Genomic DNA, 19,574 nt, shown 5'->3' on the forward strand with positions numbered 1-19,574 from the left:
GTCCTGTTTCCGGTCCATGCGTGCCTGACGTGACCACCGGCCGGGAGCGGCCGTCGAGTGACTCGACCACCGACCCCGCCGAACTGGTCGAACTCGTCGGTACCTACCCCGCTCTGAAAGATAAACGTTGTCGGGTCGTTCTCAGAAGTTGTACGGACTGGCGAGTGCACGAGCGATTACGACTGGAAACGGTGGTCGATCAAAGCAACAGGAGGCCACCGCCGACCAGGGCCAGCGTCCCGAAACCGACACAGACGCCCCAGAAGGCGACCCGGCGGACCAGCGCCACCAGCGCGCCCACGGTGAGGTAGCCGACGACGGCGCTCACCGCGAGCGCCGTCACCGCCGCGGTCGGTGCCATCCCGAGCCCCTCGAAAGAGAGGAGTCCCGCACCGAGCGACGCGGGGATGGCGAGCAGGAAGGAGAGCCGGAGGGACTCGACGCCCTCGTGACCCCGCAGGAGGAGCGCGCTGACGGTCGTTCCCGACCGAGAGACGCCGGGGAGGATCGCCAGTCCCTGCAGGACGCCGACCGCCAGCGCGTCGACGAGGTCCGGTTCGGTCCGGCGGTCGATGCCACCCCGGGACTCGGCGACCTTCTGGACGATGCCCGTCACGACCAGCAGGCCGCCGATCAGCGCCACGAACGCGCCGCCGGCCAGCTCCGACACCAGCGCTTCGAGCGCGGTGTAGGCGGCCAGCCCGACGACCATCGAGGACAGCGTGGCCACGATCAGGAAGGACACGTCGGCGGTTCCCTCGCCGAACGGATCGTCCGCCGAGAGGTCGGGCAGTGTCCACAGCACGTCCCCGATCTCGTCGCGGTAGTAGACCGTCGCCGCCAGCGCCGTCCCGGCGTGGAGAAAGAGCGCGAATTGGACCGCCGCCCCCGGATCGGCGTTCCCGAGCAGGTTCAACACCAGCGCGACCGTCCCCTCGCTGGAGACCGGTAACCACTCCAGCACGCCCTGGACGACCCCGACGATCACGGCGAGCAACTGCTCGTCCATACACCGGGGCCGGCGTCACGCGGCAAATATGGTTCGATACTGTGGCGGCGACCGCGACCTGGCCGATCGTCGCGTCGCCGGAAAAGAGTGGACCCGCGAGGGGGCGCGGGCCCGAACGAGAGTGAGTGGGTCCCGAAATGTGGGGAACGGGTCCCGGAGTGTGGGGAACGAGTCCCGAAATGTGGGGAGCGGGACTCGGGTCGCGCGCAGTTGGGGGAGTCGCGCTGTGGTGTTGGGAGCGTGCAGTCGGGATTCGCAATCGGGGTGTCGGGAACGGGGTGAATCAGTCTGCCGCCGCGGCGCTCTCGTCCATGTCGACGAGTTCGTGAACGTCGGGGACCTCGGCGTCGGCGTCGGTGATGATCTCGATCCTGCGGGTGAGTTTGTCCCGGGAGTAAGCCACCAGCGGCGCGGGGTTCAGGCTCTCGGTCAGGTCGCTGAAGGTGCCCGCGACGTGGGGCATCAGGCTCTGGAGCGTCTCCTGCACCACGTCCTCGCTGACTTCGCCGGACTGGACGTAGCCACGGACCTTGTTCATCCCGAAGCCGACGTGACGGCCCTCGTCCGAGCGGACCTTGGCGATGCCCTCGACCAGCCCCTCCGAGTTGGGGAAGTCCTCCTCGGTGACCTCGTCGGAACCCTGGTCGGAGAAGGCCGACTGGAAGCCGTAGTAGCCGGTCTGAGCGAGGACGGATTCGACCACGAGGTGGTAGTGACAGTACGCCCGGACGCGGTTCTCGGGGGTGTCGTCGGTCAGCAGGCGCTCCATCGCTTCTTCGGTCTTGTCGAACAGCGCGATGTAGTCGTCGTTGAAATAGCGCTGGTCGGTCGGGTTGGTGACCTCGTAGCCCAGCTCCTCGGCGACGGGGTTGATGACCTCACGCCAGTAGCGGTCGAAAAACTGCGTGTGCTTGGCCTCCTCGTAGATCTGGCTGGAGAGGAACATCTGGTCGTTGATGTCCTCCAGGACCATCGCCAGCGGCATCAGGTCCTCCGTGACGGCCTCCTCGCCCGCGCCGAAGCGAGCGATGGCGGTCCGGAGTTCGTCGAATTCGGCTTTTTCCGGGCCGTACTCGATCATCTTCTGTTTGTCCTCTTCGAGCCCCTCGATCTCGTAGGGGTCCCAGTGCCGGTAGACGGCGTTTTTGAAGTACCCCTGGGCGAACGAGTCCGGATCGAGCCGCATCTCGCGGCTGTCGTCCTCTACCTGTGTCATCGTACACCCAACTGTTCGGGACGAGTCCCCTATCCGTGGTGCAAATCATCAGTGGGTCATTTATACCACCCCAATAGCACGGGCCCCGATCGGGGGTCAGGTGGGCCGGGACTCGCCAGCCGAGAGAACCGTCGCACCCATATGGGATCGGCCGTTATCGGAGGTCATGCGTTACGTGGAGATGGTGTTGCGGCCGGACCGGGAGGGCTTCCACCAGGCCGAGCAGGCGATCGTCGACGATCCGGACCTCCAGCGGGTCGCGATCCACCACCTCAACCAGCTCGACGACGGCACCATCGTCTTCCTCTACGAGGCCCGGGGCCCCCTCGACCGCGCGCGGGACCTGATGGACGGGCACGAGGACGTGCTGGAGTACAGCGTCTCCCGCGAGGGGTCGAAGCTCCACGCCTACATCCACTTCGAGCCCAACGAACTCGTCGACGCGCTGTTCCGTGCGATGCAGGAGTACAGCATCGTCGTCGACACGCCCGTGGAGTGTCTGCCCGACGGCGGCCTCCGGATCACCGGCATGGGCGATCAGGAGACGATCACCGAAGCGCTCGCGGTCGTCCCCGACAGCGTCGACGTGGAACTGGAGGCGATGCGCGAGTACCACCCCGACGACCGCCAGCTGTTTTCGATGCTCACCGACCGCCAGCAGGAGATCCTGCTCACGGCGGCCGAGTTGGGCTATTACGACGTCCCCCGCGATGCCACCTACGAGGACATCGCCGCCGAACTGGATCTGGCCCCCGTGACCGTCGGCGAACACCTCCGGAAGATCGAATCGCGGGTGCTCACCGAGATTCTGCCGGGATGAGGATCGTTTCGCCACGAGGAGGCCTCCGAAGGCAAATCTGCGGGGTAGTGTGCGTCCACACTACCATTTATGTCGGACGCCGTCGTACTCCCTGCTATGAGTAGTGAGAGCCCCGATTCCGAGAGCAAAGTCTCGGGGAACCAGGCGAACATCCCGGCTCGCATCCGGCGGGAGCTCGATATCGACGACGGCGACAAGCTCCGCTGGTACATCGAGGACGACGGGACACTTCGCGTTCAGGTCGTCCAACAACGGGGTGGCACGTTCAGCGACTTCGACGGCTACGACGGTGACCGGGAGACCACAGTCACGACCGACCACGACGCGTGGGGCGTCGACGGCGAGTAGATGCCCCGCACACTCGTCGATACGACTGTCCTCTTCGCGGCGGCGTACCGGCGCGACGGTGCACACGACGATGCCGTTCCGATTCTGCAGGGGATCGACGCCGCCGACCTGCCGGAAGCTGTGGTTCTCGATTATGTACTCGCGGAGACACTGAACGGGTTGACGACGCGGGCTGGCCACGACGCCGCGGTCGACTTCCTCGATAGAATCGAGGAGAACGCGCGGTTCCACGTCGACTCCCTGACCGCGGACGCGTTCGCCACGGCGAAAGCACTCTTCCGGCAGTACGAGCAGTTCTCGTTGGTCGATGCCTGCATCGTCGCGTACATGCAGGCCGAGGGACTCGGCTATCTCTACGCGTTCGACGACGACTTCGACGCCGCCGCGGACGTGTATCGGCTCGACACGCCGACCGATCCTTATTCGCCTGGGTGAGTCAGCGCTCCGACGGCGCTTACATATCCGGCAGGCCGCCGAAGTTCATCGTCACCGACTTCTGCTGGGTGTAGTCCTCGAGCGTCGACTCGTCGAGTTCGCGGCCGATGCCGGACTGCTTGTACCCGCCGTAGGGACTGGGCTCGAACATATCGTTGTAGGTGTTGACCCAGACCGTTCCGGCTTCCAGGTCGTCGGCGGCCTGTTTCGCGTTCTCCAGATCGGTCGTCCAGACGCCCGACGCCAGCCCGTAGATGGTGTCGTTGGCCTCGGCCATCATCTGGTCGTAGTCCGACCACTCCAGGACCGAGAGGACGGGACCGAACACTTCCTCGCAGGCGATGGTGTCTCCGTTGTCGATGTCCGTGAGGATGGTCGGCTTGTAGAAGGGTGCGCCGTCGAGGTCGGCGTCGGCGGGCTGTTCGCCGCCGTATGCCAGCGTCGCGCCTTCTTCCAGCGCGGTGTCGACGTACGAGCGCACGTCGTCGAGGTGGTCGTGGTCGATGAGCGGGCCCACGTCGGTCCGGGGATCGAGCGGGTCGCCGATCTGGAGGTCGTCGGTGGCCTCGACGAAGGCCTCCAGGAACTCGTCGTAGATGTCCTCGTGGAGGAACATACGCGAGCCCATGGTACACTGCTGGCCGACGTTGAACCAGGAGGCGATGATGCTCCCCTGGACGGCCTTCTCGATGTCGGCGTCGGGGAAGACGATGTTCGGGCTCTTCCCACCGAGTTCCAGCGACACCGGGGTAATGTTCTCGGCGGCGTTCTGCATCGTGTACTGGCCCGCCGCGGTCGACCCCGTCAGGGCGACCTTGCCGACGCCGGCGTGGCCGGTCAGTGCGTTCCCGACCTCGCTGCCAGCGCCGGTGACGACGTTGACGGCACCGTCGGGGAGGACCTCCTGGATCGTGCGGGCCATCTCCAGCGTGGAGAGGGAGGCCCGCGAGGAGGGCTTGAACACCACGGCGTTGCCCGCGGCCAGCGCGGGGGCCATCTTCCAGGCGACGAACATCGCCGGGAAGTTCCAGGCGCTGATGAGCCCGACGACGCCGTAGGGCTCGTTCTGCGTGTAGGTCAGCCGGTCGGGGCTAGCCGGCGGCCGGCGACCCTCGTCGGCGGTGCGGGCGAGGCTGGCGAAGTACCGGAACTGCTCGATGGCGACCTCGAGATCGACGAACATCGAGTGCTGGTTGGCCTTCCCCACCTCCAGCGAGTCGAGCCGGGCGATCTCCGACCGGCGGTCCTCCAGCCGGTCGGCGACTTCCAGCAGTTTGTTCGAGCGCTGCTGTGGCGACATGACCGACCACTTCTCGAAGCCCGCCTGGGCGGCCTCGACGGCACGGTCCACGTCCGCGGGTGTCCCTTTCTGGAACCGCGCCAACTGCTGGCCTGTCGTGGCGTCGACCGACTCGACCGTCTCGCCGCTGTCGGACTCGACCCACTCGCCGCCGATGAGCATCCCGTACTCCTCGTCACCCACCGCCTCACTGGCGACCTGCTCGTGTTTCTCGGCGACCGAATCCCCCACGTCCACCTGATCGGAATCGAAGTACTCGCGCTGCATTCCTTGCGTCGTTCACCGGACCGGTAAAAACGAGTACTGCCTCAGTTGTTCGTCCGTTTAAGTCAGGAGTGGATACGAACGGGCTCCGTCCGGTCCGTCACCAGAGCAGGCTGGGCCAGACGAACTGGAAGAGCAACCAGATCAGGCCCGTGAGCACGAGCGTCATCAGGACGTTCAGGACCATGCCGGCCCGCATCATGTGGCGCTGTTTGAGGTGGCCGCTCCCGAAGACGATGGCGTTGGGCGGGGTGGCGACCGGCAGGGCGAAGGCGAAGCTGGCCGCGATCGCGCCGCTGACCGCCAGAAAGACCGCGGCCGCGACCTCGGTGAGTCCCAGCGTCGTAGCGAAGACGCCGCCGATCCCGATGAGGATGGGGATGATGATGGTCGAGGTGGCCGTGTTCGAGGTCATCTCGGTGAGCAAGACGACCACGAGGACGACCGCCCCGACCACGAGGACGATGGGCGCGCCGGTCAGCGACCCGAAGATGGTCTGGGCGAGCCACTCGGTCGCGCCAGTCGTCGCCAGGGCGTCGGCCAGTGCGATCCCGCCGCCAAAGAGCAGGATGGTGCCCCAGTCGATGTCGACGATGTCCTCCCACTCGACGGTGTCGGCCAGCACCAGCGCGGGGATGGCGTACATCCCGACCATGACGTAGTAGAGCAGCCCCTGGTGGCCGGCGACGCCGAGCACCGTCGCACCCTCGTCGGTGCCAAAGAGAGTGTTGAACCACGGCGTCGGCAGGACGCCCAGTCGCTGGACGAACACGTCGAGGCCGCCGACGATCCACAGGATCGCCGTCGCGGCGAAGATGTACGCGACCCGACGGCCCCGCGGCGACAGCGGCCCCTCCTCTCGCAGGTACTCCCGGGCCTGCTGGCGCGCGTCGCTCACGTCCTCGATCTCGGGCGGATACAGCCGGAAGGTGAGCAGATACCAGATCAGCGGGAGCGTGACGACGACGATGGGAAGGCCGATGAGCAGCCAGTCGACGAAGCCGATCTCGTAGCCCAGGATGGCGTTGAGCTGGGTCGCCAGCACCGCGTTGGGCGGCGTCCCGATCAGCGTGCCGACGCCGCCGACGCTGGCGGCGTAGGCCGTCCCCAGCAGGGTCGCGATCTGCATATTCGAGAAGGTCTCGCTGTCGGCCGTCTCCTCTTTGAGCTGATCCCGACCGATGACCTGCGCGAGCACGCCCAGCGCGATGGGCGTCATCATCGCCGTCGTCGCGGTGTTAGACACCCACATCGAGAGGAACGCGGTCGCGAGCATGATCGCGAGGATGAGTCGCCGCGGCGAGGACCCCATCCGGCTCATGATCCACAGCGCGATCCGCCGGTCGATGTTGTACTTCTGGAGCGCGTTCGCGATCATGAAGCCCGCGATAAAGAGGAAGATCAGGTGGTCGGCGAAGCCCGACAGCGCCGGGTCCATGTCGTTGTACACGCCGAGCGCCGTCAACAGGACCGGAATCGACAGCGCCGTCACCGCCAGCGGCACCACGCCGGTCACCCACAGCACGGCGGCGAAAAACATCGTCGCGATGGCGTACTGTCCCTTCGTCGAGAGCCCCGACGGGTCGAGCCCGAACGCGATAATCGTCGTCCCCACCAGCGCCACGACGAAGACGGCCAGTTTGCGCCCGTTCGTCCCGTTACCGAGCTGTATCATTGATACACGGTTCTCGATAGTGGCGACATTTACCAGTTTCCTTCTGTAATAGAGACGATACCACACCGCACGGAGCGGGTGGATCGCGACGCCGGTCGGGCGTCAGAAGTGGTCGACGAGCGCCCGAATCTGTTCGTCGGTGAGTTCCGCGGCGTAGAGGTCGAGCAGAGCGCGCCGGCGTGACGGGGAGAGGCCGCGACTGCCGCTCTCGAGCATCGAGACGTGGGCCTGCATGAGGTCGTCGACCTCGCGTTCGACGCCCCGTTGTTCGTAGCCGGCGGCCGTCCGGAGCAACCGCCACGCGTCGGGGGAGATCTCGTCCACGTCGACCGACCGGTCCTCGACCGGTGCCATCACGTCCAACTAACCGGAATCGCCGTTAAAAGCGTTGGCACCCGCGACGACGACCCGTCCGTGCGGCCACACGGCCGAGCGCGTGTCGCCCCGGGAGAATTTTCGACTGGTAATCGAAACAGGAGCTTCTTCGACACGTGGTAACCAGACCGGCGACCCAGCTACCAGTCAGACGTTTGTTTCGCCGTTCGAAAAGCGTTGTAAGGAGACAGATATATATGCCACACGTTCACACTACGCAGGTATGTCCGTCGACAGGGGGTCGGGTCGGTCGCGACCCGTCTTCCAGCAGTTGACCTCGAACCTCGCCGGACTGCGACGCTGTCGTCGCAATGGGGGATGCCGAGTCGACTGCCGACACGAACGCACCGCATCGCACCGATTACCGTGGTCGACCAGCGAGTACGGCGGCTGGGGTGGCCACGAGTATCACGAAACGGCGGCCGGCTCGTCGGAGACGCCGGTCGTGTTCGTCCACGGGAACCAGCGCGACGCCTGCGACTGGGACGCCCACGCCGAGTTCTGCCTGAACCGCGCGTTCTCCGGGGACGACCTCTGGGCGATCACCTTCGGATCCGGCAGCCCGAGTCACGCACGCATGGCCGACCAACTCGACGACTTCGTGGCCGAGGTCCGGGCCTACACCGGCAGTGAGCAGGTCTCGGTCGTCGCCCACAGCCTCGGCGTGACCGGTGCCCGGTACTGGCTCCTTCGCGAGGATCGCTACGACTGGGTCGACACCTGCGTGTTCATGGCCGGTGCGAACCACGGGTCGGTCCTGAACTCCTACGCTGCCTCCGCCGGCCTCACCGGCGGCACCTACAAGATGAGCGACTTTCTGCGCCGTGACTACGACGCCGTCGACGACCACCCGCTCGCGGCGCTCAACGAGAACGAGACGCCCGGAGACGTGGACTACTACACCATCCGCGGGACCGACGACCCGCTGTTCTGGAACTGCGAGGACAGCCCCGCTCTGGAGGGGGCAGCGAACGTCCTCCTGCGGACCGACCACGACGGCGTCCGGGCGAGTCTGACCAGCATGGAGCGCACCTACGAGTGGCTCACCGGCGAGAAACCGTACAACCTGAAGACCACGTTACGGTCCTGATCGGCGGTCGCTCCCGAGAAAGGAAAGGGAATTAGGCGCGCCCCACCTCCGGTCGACAATGACAGTCCTTTCGACCGCCCGCCGGGCGCTGGATTCCGGCCCGCTCTGTGACGCCTGTCTCGGGCGGCTGGTGGCCGACCGGAGCTTCGGACTGACCAACCGCGAGCGCGGCCGGTCGCTACGCGTCGCCGTCGCCCTGGAAGACGACGAGCCGGTCGGCGACCTCGAACCCGACGACCCCTGCTGGGTCTGTGAAGGCGAGAGCGACCGCTACGAAGAGTGGGCCGACCGCGCCGTCCACGCCGTTGGCCCCTACGACTTCGCCACCTACCAGACGGGGACGAAAGTCCCACCCCTGCTGGAGGAGAACGACCGCCTCCTCCGCGAGGAAGTCGGGCTCGACCCCGACGCAGGCGAACAGCTCAAAAGCGAGATCAACCGCGAAGTGGGCAAGCGACTGGGTGCCGAGACCGACACCGAGGTCGACTTCCAGCGGCCGGACGTGCTGGTCCTGCTGGACCTGGCGACCGACGAACTGGAGGTGCAGGTCAACTCCGCGTTCGTCTACGGCCGCTACCGGAAACTGAAGCGTGACATCCCCCAGACCAAGTGGCCCTGCAACGACTGCGGCGGGACGGGACTGAAACGCGGCGACACCTGCGAGGGGTGTGGCGGCTCGGGCTACCGCTACGACGAGAGCGTCGAACAACTCACCGCACCTGTCGTGCTGGACGCGATGGACGGCGAGGAGGCCGTCTTCCACGGCGCGGGCCGCGAAGACGTGGACGCGCTGATGCTCGAATCGGGCCGCCCGTTCGTCATCGAGATCAAGGAACCACGGTCGCGCGACGTGGACCCCGCCGAACTGGAAGCCGAGGTCAACGAGTTCGCCGACGGCAAGGTCGAGGTCGAGGGACTCAGGCTCGCGACCCACGACATGGTCGAGCGCGTCAAGGAACTCGACGCGAACAAGACCTACCGGATGGACGTGGCCTTCGACGACCCCGTGAGCGAGGACGAGCTCGCGGACGCGCTGGCGGAACTCGACGGCGCGACCATCTACCAGGACACGCCCCAGCGCGTCACCCACCGGCGCGCGGACGTGACCCGGACCCGGGAGGTGTACGACATCGACGGTGAACTGACCGGCGAGACCGAGGCCGAACTGGAGATCAACGGCGAAGGCGGCCTCTACGTCAAGGAACTCGTCAGCGGCGACGAGGGCCGCACCGAGCCCAGCCTCGCCGGCCTGCTGGATACCGGCGCGGTCGTCACCGCTCTCGACGTGATCGACGTGGAAGGCGAGGACGAACCGTTCGCCCGCGACGAGTTCTTCCGGCACGGCGAGACCGACGACGTGGAGTAAGTGCTGGCCGTCGGTTGTTGACCTGCTACCGTATCGTCACAACGATTTTCCGTCCACAGCCCCTCGTTTTTCGTGAGGTGAGATACCATGTGCCACGGCATCGATAATCACGTCGACTGGCGGAAGGAACTCCGCACGGCCGAGACCGACGACGGGGAGCCCCCGGAAGTCGACATCGCCGAGCCCGAGATCGACGAACACGAGATCTCGGAGCCGGAACTGGACGAACCCGAGTTGGGGCAGGCCGAACTGGACGACTAGGCACGACGAGCGTAGTGTGTCGCGCCGAACTCGCGAGCGGTGACGGTGGAGCCGGGAGCCGTGCGACACACCCACGGGATGCGTCGCCGACCCCACCCTTTTTATCCGCGTCATCCGACGCCGTAGCCATGCAGTTCGGCGTCGACGAGGCCGGCAAGGGCCCGGTCCTGGGGTCGATGTTCGCCGCGGCCGTGCGGGCCGAGCCGGCCGCGCTCCCCGAAGGGATCGACGACTCGAAGAACCTCGCGCCGGCCCGCCGCGAGGAACTGGCCGAGCGGTTGCGCGGCGACGACCGGATCGGCGTGGCCGTCGCGGAGCTTCCGCCCGACCGCATCGACGACCCGGAGACCGACATGAACACGCTGACGGTCGCCGCACAGGCCGCGGCGCTCGACGGCGTGGCCGACGACGGCGACGACGGGGTCGTCGACGCGGGGGACACGGACGCCGGACGCTTCGGTCGTCGCGTCGCCGACCGGGTCGCAGCCGACGTGTCGATCACCGCCGAACACGGGGCCGACGAGACGTACGCGCTGGTCGGGGCCGCGAGCGTCGTCGCGAAAGTCGCCCGGGACGCACACGTCGCCGACCTGGGGGCCGAGTACCCCGACACCGACGTGGGGAGTGGCTACCCGAGCGACCCGGCGACGAGAGCCTTTCTCAGAGAGTACGTGGCCGAGCACGGCGATCTCCCGGCGTGTGCGCGGCGCTCGTGGTCGACGAGCCAGGACGTGCTGGCGGCCGCTGAACAGTCGGCGCTCTCGGAGTTTTGAGCAGCGGCCGCCGACAGCTCAGTGGGCCGCCAGGCGCAAAGAGAGGGGACAGGGATTGTGGGTGGGGTGGGGGTGTTGGGGGAGTCGCAAGCGCATCGCAGTGTGGGGTGACTGCGCCCGAGTCTACGGACTACATGACTACAAAAGTACAGGAGCGTTTTCAACGCGTGAAAATACCGTCGACGTGAGCGGACGCCGAGACCGCTACTGTTCGGTGTAGCGGTCCCGCTCTTCCTCGGAGAGCATCAGGTTCCGGAGGATGTCACCGTAGGCCGGACGCGTGACGAGCACACCCAGGAGGACGCCGACGATCGTGACGATCGCGAACCCGGTGAGGTCACCGAGCGACAGGACCGTCAGCGGACTCATCGCGATGATGGTGGTGGCCGCCGCGGCACCGATGACCCAGAACGCCTTCTTGAAGCGGCTCTGGAACACCTTGCCGGTAGCGACTTTCCCCTCCTGTAAGATCTCGTCGGCGATGATGATCAGGTCGTCCACCCCCGTTCCGATCACGGCGATGAACCCGGCGATGTGCGAGAGGTCCAGCGCCAACCCGATCGCGGAGGCAAAGCCGAGCAACAGGAACACCTCTGCGGCGGCCGTCGCCAGCATCGGCACGGCGACCCGCGGACTCCCGTACCGGATGAACACGACCACGCTGACCGCGAGATACGCGACGAGTCCCGCAAGCAGCGAGAACAGCTTGAATCGCTCGGCGACCGAAGGCAAGAGCGTGTAGGTGGTGCCCGCGGTGAAGTTCATCTCCGTCGGGATCGAGCCCGCACGGAGGTTGACCGCCAGCTGCTGGGCCTCGCTGATGTTCGTCGTCGTCATCACGAACGAGGGGCTCTGGGCGAAGTCGCCGTTGTTCATCGTGTTGGCGAGGTCCCGGCTCATCGAGGCCGCGTAGACGACCTGTCCGTTCTGGACCGTGTACAGACAGTACCCGCTCGCGTTGTCCGGGTTCCGGTCCGCGTTGGGCGGACAGCTCCCGATCCCTTCGGCGGTGAAGCCGAACTCCTGAAGCCGCTGTGAGTATCGCTCGGCCGCTCCGTCTTGTCGGACCGACACCGGGACGTGGGGCTGGTTGATCCCGCTCTGGGGATCGGCCTGCTGAGCCGCCCCGATGTCCGTGAAGTCGCTGTTGTTCAGCAGCGGCGTCTCGCGGTAGACCGTCGTCCCGTTCTCCGAGACGGGGTAGCGAGCGACGATCTGGACGCGACCGGTCCCGGAGATCAGGTCCCTGACCTCCTGTTCGCCGGCGTTGGGAACCTCGACGACGATGAAATACTCGTCACCCGCCGCGGCGGTCTTGACGTTCCCGCCGGAGATACCGCCCTCGTTGATCTTATCGGTGAGGACGTTGACGACCGTGTCTCTGGTCTGGGCCGTGACGCCGTTCCTGATCTGGTCCTGAGATACGTCGAACCCGTTGTTCCCGAGCGCCGTGGCGAACTCCGCCCGCGTGACGTTCTTCGAGAATACCTCGATGGTCCCGCCACGCTGGCCCTGGGTCTGTGCCTGGCCCTGGGCCTGCCGTCCGCCGGCACTCAACCGTACCTGGCTCGGTTCGAGATCGAGCTCTTCGGCGATCGCCTGGCGTTTCTCCGGGAAGCTCGTGTTCTGCGTGAACTGGACGTCCTCGGCAGTCATCCCGATCAGCGGCGCGCGAATCTGCGTGCCACCGGACAGTTGTAGCCCGTAGTCCAGACTAACCGGTTTGGCGTCGCCACCGCCGGTCGCCTGTGCGGCCACGTAGGGACCGAACAGGAGGGCGGCGCTCGCGAGCGTGAACAGGACGAGCAGGACGATCCGCCAGTTCTCTCGAAGGTTCATTGGTCCACCTCCGTCATCGTGTGACCCCCTCGTACTTGTACCAGCGAAGCAGGCTAAGGTTCAACATGTAGGTGTTCATCAGGTCCGCGGACAGCCCCATCACGAGGACGAGTCCGATCTGGGGCAAGAGCGGGATCGCGAGCAGGAACGCCGCGATAGACATCACGCTCATCGCGGCGATCGAGGTGAGCGTCATCGTCACCCCGGTCCGCATCGCCCGGTAGGCCGACTCGTAGAAGTCCCCGCGACGCCGCAGGATGTGGTTGTTCAACAGTACGTCGGAGTCGACGCTGTAACCGATCAGCATGAGCAGTGCCGCGACCGTCCCCAGCGAGAGCTTGATGCCGAAGACGTTCATCAGCGCTAGCGGGATCACGAGGTCGGAAAACGCCGAGATGACGATCGCGATCGACGGGACGAACGACCGGAACAGCAGGAAGATCAGGATGCTCATCCCTACGAAGGCCACGGCGAGGCCGATCAGTGTGAGTCGCACCGAGTCGGACCCGAAGCTGGCCGACGTCTCGCTGAACGAGGAGATCTCGTACCCCTGGCTCTCTATCGCTCCCCGCACGCCGTCGGTCTGCTGGGTCGTGACGATGTACTCCTGGGTGCCCCCGCTGACCTGCACCGGCTGGATCGTCGGATCGAGCCCGCTGAGGCTCTGTTCGATCTCGCTCTGGGAGGCGCTGGTCTGAATCTGTGCTTCGGTCCCGCCGGTGAACTCGATCCCGAGTGCCACCGGTGTGCCGGTCATGACGTACCAGGCGGCCAGGATCGCCAGCGCGACCGCGAGGACGGCGAGCGGCACCGCCGCGAGTTGTCTGTTCGTGTACCGCGTGTAGTCGACGTCGGGGAACCGGTCCGGGAGGTCGGTCATCGCACTCATCCGGACCATCCCCCGTTTCCGACTCCCGGTACCTCGAACTCCACCATACGCCACCGTGTGCAACAACATTGAATAAGCCTTCTTATCTCGGCTGTCGTTCCCACCCAGTCAGGCAGACAGCGATGGCTATCGGCTCGGGCTCGACTGGTGAGCGAAGCGAGACAGGGCTCGACTGACGCCGAAGTGCGTCAGTCGGCGTCCGCGCGAGTGAAGCGAGCGCGGGTTCGATTGGCGAACGGAGTGAGTCAATCGGCATCGACGGGTGGGCGACCCGAGGTGGTGTGGACGGTCGGCCCCTGGCGCGGGATCGAGATGGTGACGACGCTCCCGCTCACGTCTTCGTCCCGGCCGAAGGCCACCCGGTCGCGGAACTCGATCTCGCCGCCGAGCATCGTCACACCCCAGTTGACCAGCCAGAGCCCGAGCCCGCTCCCGTGTTCCAGGGGTGTCTCGGTGCCCTTGACCAGCACCTCCCGTTCCTGTCGCGGGATGCCGGGGCCGTCGTCGGCCACCGAAATTTCGACCTGGCCGTCGTCGGCCTCGATACGGACCCAGACGTGGGGCTGTTGACTGTCGTTGTGGACGACGGCGTTCTCGAGGACGTTCTGCAGGACCGATTCGAGGATGCCGGTCGAGCGAATCTCCAGTTCCTCGGGTAGGTCGGCCTCGATCTCGGCCGCGGGGTACTCGTGGCGGAGCGTGTCGAGTTGCCGGGTCACCAGCGACGGGAGATCGATCGGCTGGGGATCGTTGTGCCGGCGGGACATGATCCGCTCGATCTCGCGGGCCTTGGTACCGGTCTCGCTCAGGTCGCGGGCGACCGACCGGACGCGGTCGGCCAGTTCCGCGTCCTCCCCGTCGAGGCGGTCGACGAGTTGGGTCGCACACACGTCGATGACGTTCATGTCGTTGCGGAAGTTGTGCCGGAGGACCCGGTTGAGGACCTGCAACTGCTGGCGGCGGTTGGTCCGGTCGGTGATGTCCCGCAAGACCAGAATCCGACCGAGCTGTCGGCCGTGCTGGTCGGTCAGTGTCGAGACCTTCACCTCGTACTCGAAGGGACCGTCCGACGACCAGACGACGGTCCCTTCCCCGACCGGCAACTCGAACTCCGGATCGTCGAAGACGGCCCGGACCGAGCGGCCGACGACCTCGTCTTTCGAGAGGTCGAACTGCTGTTGGGCGAGCGGGTTCACGTCGACGACCACGTCGTCCTCGTCGACGACGATCACGCCGTCACGCATATTCCGGACGACGGCGGTGCGGCCGATCTGGCGGGTCGCCGGGACGCGATCCAGCAGGTCGGACCGGTAGAACGCGTAGCCGTAGGTGATACCGCTGATCGTGAACATATACGGCGTCATGTCCAGCCCGGGGATCGGGACGGCCCCGGTAACGGAGGCGACGTTGGCGAAAAGCGGGGCGGAGACGCCGAGCAGGAGCGCGACCCCCTGGTCGACGAACAGGTGATCGACGGTGAACACCAGGCGCATGACGAGGACGATTCCGGCCAGCACGAGTGTGTACGCGTACGCGAGGAATCCCCAGAACACCGGGCCATGCGCCTGGACGCCGACAGTGACACCCTGGGTGTACACCATCCGGACCTCCGACCAGACCAGTTCGTGGAGCGGGTTCGTCCAGACCAGCACGAGCATGACCGCCGCCGGCAGGGCCAGAAGTGCGACCGACCGGCGCGTGACCCGGTCGCCGTACCCCGTGTACTGCAGCGCGAACAGGGCCCAGGCCACCGGGACGCCGATCCGTCCGATCCAGGCGAACTGTTCGATCGTGATCCAGGTCGCCCTATTCGGTGCCATGAGCGCGAACGCGCTCCCGCCGGCCCACAGCGCGATGGACCACAGCAGGAGCCGCAGGGCTCTGACCCCAGGTCCGCTACAGCGACGCCACGTCTCGACGAGAAACGCCGCTACGAGCACCATGGGCACGCCGAGCGCTAGCGCGTACGGTGATACAGACACGTTCTCGACTACCCCCTACGCCCCCTTCTCGGGCTCAGTTACCACTGTTAGATCCACCTGCATAAGAGTAGAGCCGTCAGAATCCGGCAATATTTAAGTACAGGTGAGAGGGCCGGCGAACGGACGCGGCTGTCGGGCCTGCCCTGGCCGGCAGCGGCCCCCAGTCAGGGGAGATACCGAACGCTGAGGGCCTGTCCGTCGGCACGGATCTCGACGCGGTCGACGTCGAGGCGCGCCGCGCGTGCCAGGGTCTCCTCGTCGTCGTGAACATCCGCGGCCGCGTCGGCGGCCTCGCCCTCGGGGACGGTGATGACGTGGAGTTCGCCCTCGCCGGCGCGCTCCTGGCGGGTGACCTCCCCGACGGGCTGATCGGCGGCGATCTCTCTGGCCTGCTTCGTCGGTGGTTCCGGACTTCGCTCGACCGGGATCGTCCGCTGGTCGGTGATCTCGACGACCTGCCAGGCGACCTCCATCGGCGGTTCGGGCTCGATGCTTGCAGTCAGGATCTCCCCGACCTCGACGCCGGGGTTGGTGGTCAGGGTGTGGACCTGGCTGTCGGTCACGTCCTGCAGGACCGCCGAGTCGCCGTCGGCAGCGGTGACGAGAAACGTGGCGTCTTTCATGGGCGTCGCTTGTGGCTCGCGGGCTTTCCGCGTTTCGAGTCGATCAGCGGAGCACTCGATCGACGACGGCGATGGCCAGGCCCGCCAGCGTCGGTGGCACCAGTCCCGCGATCGGGGGCAGTGCGTAGAGGACCCGAATGACGGGAGCCAGCAGGCCACTGGGTGGGTCGCGGCAGGTCACCTGATCACCGAAGTTGTAGCACTCCGGGATGGAGATGACGAGTCCGACGTACAGCGCGAAGATGAAGGCGTAGCCCGCGACGCCCATCGCCAGGTCGTACCGGCCGTCGAGGTCGCCACCCTGGATCCGGCGACGACGGGCGAAGTACAGGACCGGGGCAACCAGCGGGGCGAACACCAGTGCGCCCACGAAGATGATGAACGCCCTGGAAAAGGTGAACACACCGCCGGGCGTCCCGGCGGAGTTGCCCAGTTGTACCATCACCGACACCGCGAACGCCAGCGCGGTCAGCAGTGCCAACAGCCCGCCGATCACGACGTACGAGCGGTACAGCCGTGAGTCGCTGGATCGGAGCGCGTAGGGAAACGCACCGAGGAGTCCGCGGTACGTCGCCTCGTCGTCACCGGTCCCGGCGTCGGTCATTGCCGGCGAGTAGGCGGCGGTCGCCGAAAAGCCACGCGGTTCCCATCCGACCGGAACAGTAGCGTTTTGCGCGCCCGGTGTGGACGGACGACCATGCAAGTCGACATCGGCAACGCGCTCGCGGCCGTGGCTGATCCGGGGGTCAGCCGCGACGCGCTGGAGCGACTCGACGAAGACGTGGCACGGGCACACGATGGCATCGCGGCGGGCCGGGCGGACGACGAGTTCGGCTACGCCGCGCTGAACCTGCCCGAGCGGACCGACGCCGCCGCGATCGAGGCCGCCGTCGAACCCGTCGCCGACGCCGAGGCCATCCTGACTGTCGGGATCGGCGGGAGCGCCCTCGGCGCGGCCACGATCTCGGAGGCACTGGGCGGACTGGACGATGAGGGTGCGTCGGCCGACGCCGCGCCGCTGTACGTGCTGGACAACGTCGATCCCGCCCACGTCCGGGAGATTCTGGCCGAGGTTCCGCTCGACCGCACCGCGGTCAACGTCGTCTCGCGGTCGGGCACCACCGCAGAAACCCTCTCGAACTTCCTCGTCGTCCGCGAAGCGATGGAGGAAGCCGGCGTCGACTGGACCGAGCGGACCGTCGTCACCACGGGCGAGGCGGGGCCGCTCCGCGAACTGGCCGACCGGCACGATATGCCTGCGCTGGACGTGCCGACGGGCGTGCCGGGTCGCTTCTCGGCGCTGTCGGCGGTCGGGTTGGTGCCCGCGGCGATCCAGGGCCACGACATCGAAGGCCTGCTGGCCGGGGGCCAACGGGCCGCCGACTCGCTGTCGTCCTCGCTGTTCGACTGCCCCGGCTACGCCTACGGCGCGGTGAGTTACGCGCTGGCCCAGCGCGGGGCCGGCATCAACGCCTTCGTCCCCTACGCCGAGCGACTGGAGTTTTTCGCCGAGTGGTTCGCGCAACTGTGGGCCGAGAGCCTCGGAAAGGACGGACTGGGCCAGACGCCCGCGCGGGCGCTCGGCGCGACCGATCAGCACTCCCAGCTCCAGCTCTACCGCGCTGGCCCACGGGACAAGGTGGTGACCATGCTCCGCCCGCAGGAACGGGCCGACCACGAGATTCCAGAGACCGACATCGAGGGGCTGTCCTACCTCGGCGGGTCGACGCTCGGCGACCTGCTGGACGCGGAGTTCGAGGCGACCGAGGCCAGCCTCGCGGCCGCGGATCGGCCCTCGGTCCGGGTCGAGATCGAGCGGCTGGACGCCGAAGCCCTCGGCGAGTTGCTGTACGCGATGGAGGCGGCCTGCGTGCTGTACGGCGAGTTGGCGAACGTCTCGACGTTCGACCAGCCAGCCGTCGAGTGGGGCAAGCGGGCAGCCCGTGGCCTGCTGGGCGGCGGCGAGTTCGAGGAGGCCGAGGCGGTCGCGGACAAGACCGAACTGATCGTCGAGTGAGCGGGAACCCGAAGCACAGTCCATAAATCGCCCGCCGCCGTGGTGAGAGCCAATGGCAGCAGTAGATGGAGTCGACGGTCGCGGATCCCGGACGACCGCAGCCCCGACGACGGGGCTGGTGCTGGCCGGGGTCGCGCTGGCGGCGAGCGGTCTCCCCTGGACCGGCGGGACGCCGATCGTCGCGGTGCCGGGCATCGACGGGAGCGTCGTCGGCGTCGTCCTCGCGGCCGGTGCGGCCCTGACCTTCGGTCTGCGCCGACACGGGATCGCCGACCGTCGACTGGGCGCGCCGGTCGCTGGCCTGTTCTCGCTCGCGCTGTTTGGCTTCGCGCTCTACCAGCTGATGCGGCCGGCCATCGGGACCGACGCCGTCCCCGAAGTGGGGCTCGGGCTCCCCATCGCGGCGCTCGCGGGACTCGGCGCGGCCGCCGTCGCCGTCGCCGACTACGACGCCATCGCCGACGACGCCTTCTGGGGGAGGGTCAAGGGGGTCGCGGTCGCGATCGCGCTCGCCGGCGGGGCGTTCGTGAGTCTGTTCGTCGCACAGCTTCTCGCCGTCGTTCCGTTGTCGATCGTGGGGCTCGTCGGACTGGAGCCGGACCTGCAGTCGCCGCCGGTCCTGACCGTCGTGACTACGTTCAGCTACCTCGGAACCGTCGGGTTCGTCGTCCTGTATCTCAAGGGCCGTGACCTCCCGTGGTCGTACGTCGACGTGTCGACGCCATCGGCGCGTGACCTGCTGGCCACCGTGGGCGGCCTGTTCGTCCTCTTGCTCCTGCTCGGGGGGGTCACGACGCTCGTCCAGCAACTCGGGCTTCCCTCCTCGGACTCCCAGATCCAGCAGCAGGCCATGGAGAACCCGCCGCTGGCGCTGTACTTCGTCGTCCTCTCCTTTCTCGTCATCGCGCCCGTCGAGGAACTGGCCTACCGCAACGTCGTCCAGAAGTACCTCTACGAGCACTTCAGCGGCCGGTCGGCCGTGATACTGGCCGCGGCGGTGTTCGGGGCCGTCCACTTCAGCCAGTACCAGTCGGCCAACCCGCTTGCGACCCTGACCACCCTCGTCACGATCTCCGTGCTCTCCCTGCTCCTTGGCTACGTCTACTACCGTACCGAGAACCTCGTCGTCCCGATCCTCGTCCACGGCGCGTTCAACGCCCTCCAGTTCCTCGCGGTCTACCTCCAGGCGACCGGGCAGCTCCCCGCGGCCTGAACCCTTGCCGTCCCCTAGTTTCCGCGACAGATATCGAGAAACGGACCGAACGGGCGTGAGACGGTTGTCTGACGGGATT

At 66.9% G+C, this 19,574-nt stretch carries 19 protein-coding genes; 9 read left to right on the plus strand and 10 right to left on the minus strand.

Annotated features, from left to right (window positions below):
• Nucleotides 1-199: 199 nt before the first annotated feature.
• Together BMX17_RS14965 and BMX17_RS14970 are read right to left on the minus strand one after the other, a co-directional pair.
• On the minus strand, nucleotides 200-1,009 hold the full coding sequence (locus BMX17_RS14965) for an undecaprenyl-diphosphate phosphatase (protein ID WP_092661495.1): 810 nt from the start codon (nucleotides 1,007-1,009) through the stop codon (nucleotides 200-202).
• 283 nt (nucleotides 1,010-1,292) lie between these two features.
• On the minus strand, nucleotides 1,293-2,225 hold the full coding sequence (locus BMX17_RS14970; RefSeq protein ID WP_211611353.1) for a ferritin family protein: 933 nt from the start codon (nucleotides 2,223-2,225) through the stop codon (nucleotides 1,293-1,295).
• A 166-nt stretch (nucleotides 2,226-2,391) separates the two neighbouring features.
• Here BMX17_RS14970 and BMX17_RS14975 point away from each other — a divergent pair, with 166 nt between their 5' ends.
• From BMX17_RS14975 to BMX17_RS14985, 3 genes are all read left to right on the plus strand, one after another.
• On the plus strand, nucleotides 2,392-3,045 hold the full coding sequence (locus BMX17_RS14975) for a helix-turn-helix domain-containing protein (RefSeq protein WP_092661497.1): 654 nt from the start codon (nucleotides 2,392-2,394) through the stop codon (nucleotides 3,043-3,045).
• A 96-nt stretch (nucleotides 3,046-3,141) separates the two neighbouring features.
• Nucleotides 3,142-3,393, plus strand: a complete 252-nt coding sequence (locus BMX17_RS14980; RefSeq protein WP_092661499.1) for an AbrB/MazE/SpoVT family DNA-binding domain-containing protein — start codon at nucleotides 3,142-3,144, stop codon at nucleotides 3,391-3,393.
• Nucleotides 3,394-3,828, plus strand: coding sequence for a type II toxin-antitoxin system VapC family toxin (locus BMX17_RS14985; RefSeq protein WP_092661501.1), 435 nt, complete (start codon nucleotides 3,394-3,396; stop codon nucleotides 3,826-3,828). It begins immediately after the preceding gene.
• 19 nt (nucleotides 3,829-3,847) lie between these two features.
• Here the strand turns inward: BMX17_RS14985 and BMX17_RS14990 are convergent, their stop codons facing one another.
• The 3 genes from BMX17_RS14990 to BMX17_RS15000 all read right to left on the minus strand — a co-directional run bounded on the left by BMX17_RS14990 (nucleotide 3,848) and on the right by BMX17_RS15000 (nucleotide 7,421).
• Nucleotides 3,848-5,395 (minus strand): aldehyde dehydrogenase family protein, encoded by a 1,548-nt coding sequence (locus BMX17_RS14990; RefSeq protein WP_092661503.1) that lies wholly within the window; start codon nucleotides 5,393-5,395, stop codon nucleotides 3,848-3,850.
• Nucleotides 5,396-5,492: 97 nt separating this feature from the next.
• A complete protein-coding gene (locus BMX17_RS14995; protein WP_092661505.1) occupies nucleotides 5,493-7,067 on the minus strand; it encodes an SLC13 family permease in 1,575 nt (524 codons plus the stop codon).
• A gap of 102 nt (nucleotides 7,068-7,169) precedes the next feature.
• Complete coding sequence (locus tag BMX17_RS15000; protein WP_092661507.1) at nucleotides 7,170-7,421, minus strand: hypothetical protein; 252 nt, start codon at nucleotides 7,419-7,421, stop codon at nucleotides 7,170-7,172.
• Nucleotides 7,422-7,665: 244 nt separating this feature from the next.
• Between BMX17_RS15000 and BMX17_RS15005 the strand changes: the two genes are divergently transcribed.
• From BMX17_RS15005 to rnhB, 4 genes are all read left to right on the plus strand, one after another.
• Nucleotides 7,666-8,532 carry an esterase/lipase family protein gene (locus BMX17_RS15005; protein WP_092661509.1) on the plus strand — a complete coding sequence of 289 codons (867 nt, stop codon included), beginning with the start codon at nucleotides 7,666-7,668 and terminating at the stop codon, nucleotides 8,530-8,532.
• Between the two features lie 58 nt (nucleotides 8,533-8,590).
• The gene (locus tag BMX17_RS15010) at nucleotides 8,591-9,898 is read left to right on the plus strand and encodes a tRNA pseudouridine(54/55) synthase Pus10 (RefSeq protein WP_092661511.1); all 1,308 of its coding nucleotides are present in this window, start codon (nucleotides 8,591-8,593) and stop codon (nucleotides 9,896-9,898) included.
• 87 nt (nucleotides 9,899-9,985) lie between these two features.
• Nucleotides 9,986-10,159, plus strand: a complete 174-nt coding sequence (locus tag BMX17_RS26185; RefSeq protein WP_170845427.1) for a hypothetical protein — start codon at nucleotides 9,986-9,988, stop codon at nucleotides 10,157-10,159.
• Between the two features lie 128 nt (nucleotides 10,160-10,287).
• Nucleotides 10,288-10,932 carry a ribonuclease HII gene (gene rnhB / locus BMX17_RS15015; RefSeq protein WP_092661513.1) on the plus strand — a complete coding sequence of 215 codons (645 nt, stop codon included), beginning with the start codon at nucleotides 10,288-10,290 and terminating at the stop codon, nucleotides 10,930-10,932.
• A 204-nt stretch (nucleotides 10,933-11,136) separates the two neighbouring features.
• Here the strand turns inward: rnhB and BMX17_RS15020 are convergent, their stop codons facing one another.
• From BMX17_RS15020 to BMX17_RS15040, 5 genes are all read right to left on the minus strand, one after another.
• Complete coding sequence (locus BMX17_RS15020) at nucleotides 11,137-12,771, minus strand: preprotein translocase subunit SecD (RefSeq protein WP_092661515.1); 1,635 nt, start codon at nucleotides 12,769-12,771, stop codon at nucleotides 11,137-11,139.
• A gap of 13 nt (nucleotides 12,772-12,784) precedes the next feature.
• On the minus strand, nucleotides 12,785-13,660 hold the full coding sequence (secF, locus tag BMX17_RS15025; protein WP_280141399.1) for a protein translocase subunit SecF: 876 nt from the start codon (nucleotides 13,658-13,660) through the stop codon (nucleotides 12,785-12,787).
• A 245-nt stretch (nucleotides 13,661-13,905) separates the two neighbouring features.
• The gene (locus BMX17_RS15030) at nucleotides 13,906-15,642 is read right to left on the minus strand and encodes a histidine kinase N-terminal 7TM domain-containing protein (RefSeq protein ID WP_139203542.1); all 1,737 of its coding nucleotides are present in this window, start codon (nucleotides 15,640-15,642) and stop codon (nucleotides 13,906-13,908) included.
• A 164-nt stretch (nucleotides 15,643-15,806) separates the two neighbouring features.
• Nucleotides 15,807-16,265 (minus strand): DUF5812 family protein, encoded by a 459-nt coding sequence (locus tag BMX17_RS15035; protein ID WP_092661519.1) that lies wholly within the window; start codon nucleotides 16,263-16,265, stop codon nucleotides 15,807-15,809.
• A gap of 43 nt (nucleotides 16,266-16,308) precedes the next feature.
• Nucleotides 16,309-16,869 carry a DUF8056 family protein gene (locus BMX17_RS15040; protein WP_092661521.1) on the minus strand — a complete coding sequence of 187 codons (561 nt, stop codon included), beginning with the start codon at nucleotides 16,867-16,869 and terminating at the stop codon, nucleotides 16,309-16,311.
• Nucleotides 16,870-16,962: 93 nt separating this feature from the next.
• Between BMX17_RS15040 and BMX17_RS15045 the strand changes: the two genes are divergently transcribed.
• A complete protein-coding gene (locus BMX17_RS15045) occupies nucleotides 16,963-18,282 on the plus strand; it encodes a glucose-6-phosphate isomerase (RefSeq protein ID WP_092661523.1) in 1,320 nt (439 codons plus the stop codon).
• A gap of 52 nt (nucleotides 18,283-18,334) precedes the next feature.
• Nucleotides 18,335-19,495 carry a CPBP family intramembrane glutamic endopeptidase gene (locus BMX17_RS15050; protein ID WP_092661525.1) on the plus strand — a complete coding sequence of 387 codons (1,161 nt, stop codon included), beginning with the start codon at nucleotides 18,335-18,337 and terminating at the stop codon, nucleotides 19,493-19,495.
• Nucleotides 19,496-19,574 lie beyond the last annotated feature (79 nt).

The sequence above is a fragment of the Halorientalis persicus genome (assembly GCF_900110215.1).
GTDB lineage: Archaea > Halobacteriota > Halobacteria > Halobacteriales > Haloarculaceae > Halorientalis > Halorientalis persica.

What these genes read in the sequence shown, in the direction of transcription:
- BMX17_RS14965 (WP_092661495.1), bottom strand. Translation starts at nt 1,009, where the DNA reads ATGGACGAGCAGTTGCTCGCCGTGATCGTCGGGGTCGTCCAGGGCGTG.
- BMX17_RS14970 (WP_211611353.1), bottom strand. Translation starts at nt 2,225, where the DNA reads ATGACACAGGTAGAGGACGACAGCCGCGAGATGCGGCTCGATCCGGAC.
- BMX17_RS14975 (WP_092661497.1), top strand. Translation starts at nt 2,392, where the DNA reads ATGCGTTACGTGGAGATGGTGTTGCGGCCGGACCGGGAGGGCTTCCAC.
- BMX17_RS14980 (WP_092661499.1), top strand. Translation starts at nt 3,142, where the DNA reads ATGAGTAGTGAGAGCCCCGATTCCGAGAGCAAAGTCTCGGGGAACCAG.
- BMX17_RS14985 (WP_092661501.1), top strand. Translation starts at nt 3,394, where the DNA reads ATGCCCCGCACACTCGTCGATACGACTGTCCTCTTCGCGGCGGCGTAC.
- BMX17_RS14990 (WP_092661503.1), bottom strand. Translation starts at nt 5,395, where the DNA reads ATGCAGCGCGAGTACTTCGATTCCGATCAGGTGGACGTGGGGGATTCG.
- BMX17_RS14995 (WP_092661505.1), bottom strand. Translation starts at nt 7,067, where the DNA reads ATGATACAGCTCGGTAACGGGACGAACGGGCGCAAACTGGCCGTCTTC.
- BMX17_RS15000 (WP_092661507.1), bottom strand. Translation starts at nt 7,421, where the DNA reads ATGGCACCGGTCGAGGACCGGTCGGTCGACGTGGACGAGATCTCCCCC.
- BMX17_RS15005 (WP_092661509.1), top strand. Translation starts at nt 7,666, where the DNA reads ATGTCCGTCGACAGGGGGTCGGGTCGGTCGCGACCCGTCTTCCAGCAG.
- BMX17_RS15010 (WP_092661511.1), top strand. Translation starts at nt 8,591, where the DNA reads ATGACAGTCCTTTCGACCGCCCGCCGGGCGCTGGATTCCGGCCCGCTC.
- BMX17_RS26185 (WP_170845427.1), top strand. Translation starts at nt 9,986, where the DNA reads ATGTGCCACGGCATCGATAATCACGTCGACTGGCGGAAGGAACTCCGC.
- rnhB (WP_092661513.1), top strand. Translation starts at nt 10,288, where the DNA reads ATGCAGTTCGGCGTCGACGAGGCCGGCAAGGGCCCGGTCCTGGGGTCG.
- BMX17_RS15020 (WP_092661515.1), bottom strand. Translation starts at nt 12,771, where the DNA reads ATGAACCTTCGAGAGAACTGGCGGATCGTCCTGCTCGTCCTGTTCACG.
- secF (WP_280141399.1), bottom strand. Translation starts at nt 13,660, where the DNA reads ATGAGTGCGATGACCGACCTCCCGGACCGGTTCCCCGACGTCGACTAC.
- BMX17_RS15035 (WP_092661519.1), bottom strand. Translation starts at nt 16,265, where the DNA reads ATGAAAGACGCCACGTTTCTCGTCACCGCTGCCGACGGCGACTCGGCG.
- BMX17_RS15040 (WP_092661521.1), bottom strand. Translation starts at nt 16,869, where the DNA reads ATGACCGACGCCGGGACCGGTGACGACGAGGCGACGTACCGCGGACTC.
- BMX17_RS15045 (WP_092661523.1), top strand. Translation starts at nt 16,963, where the DNA reads ATGCAAGTCGACATCGGCAACGCGCTCGCGGCCGTGGCTGATCCGGGG.
- BMX17_RS15050 (WP_092661525.1), top strand. Translation starts at nt 18,335, where the DNA reads ATGGCAGCAGTAGATGGAGTCGACGGTCGCGGATCCCGGACGACCGCA.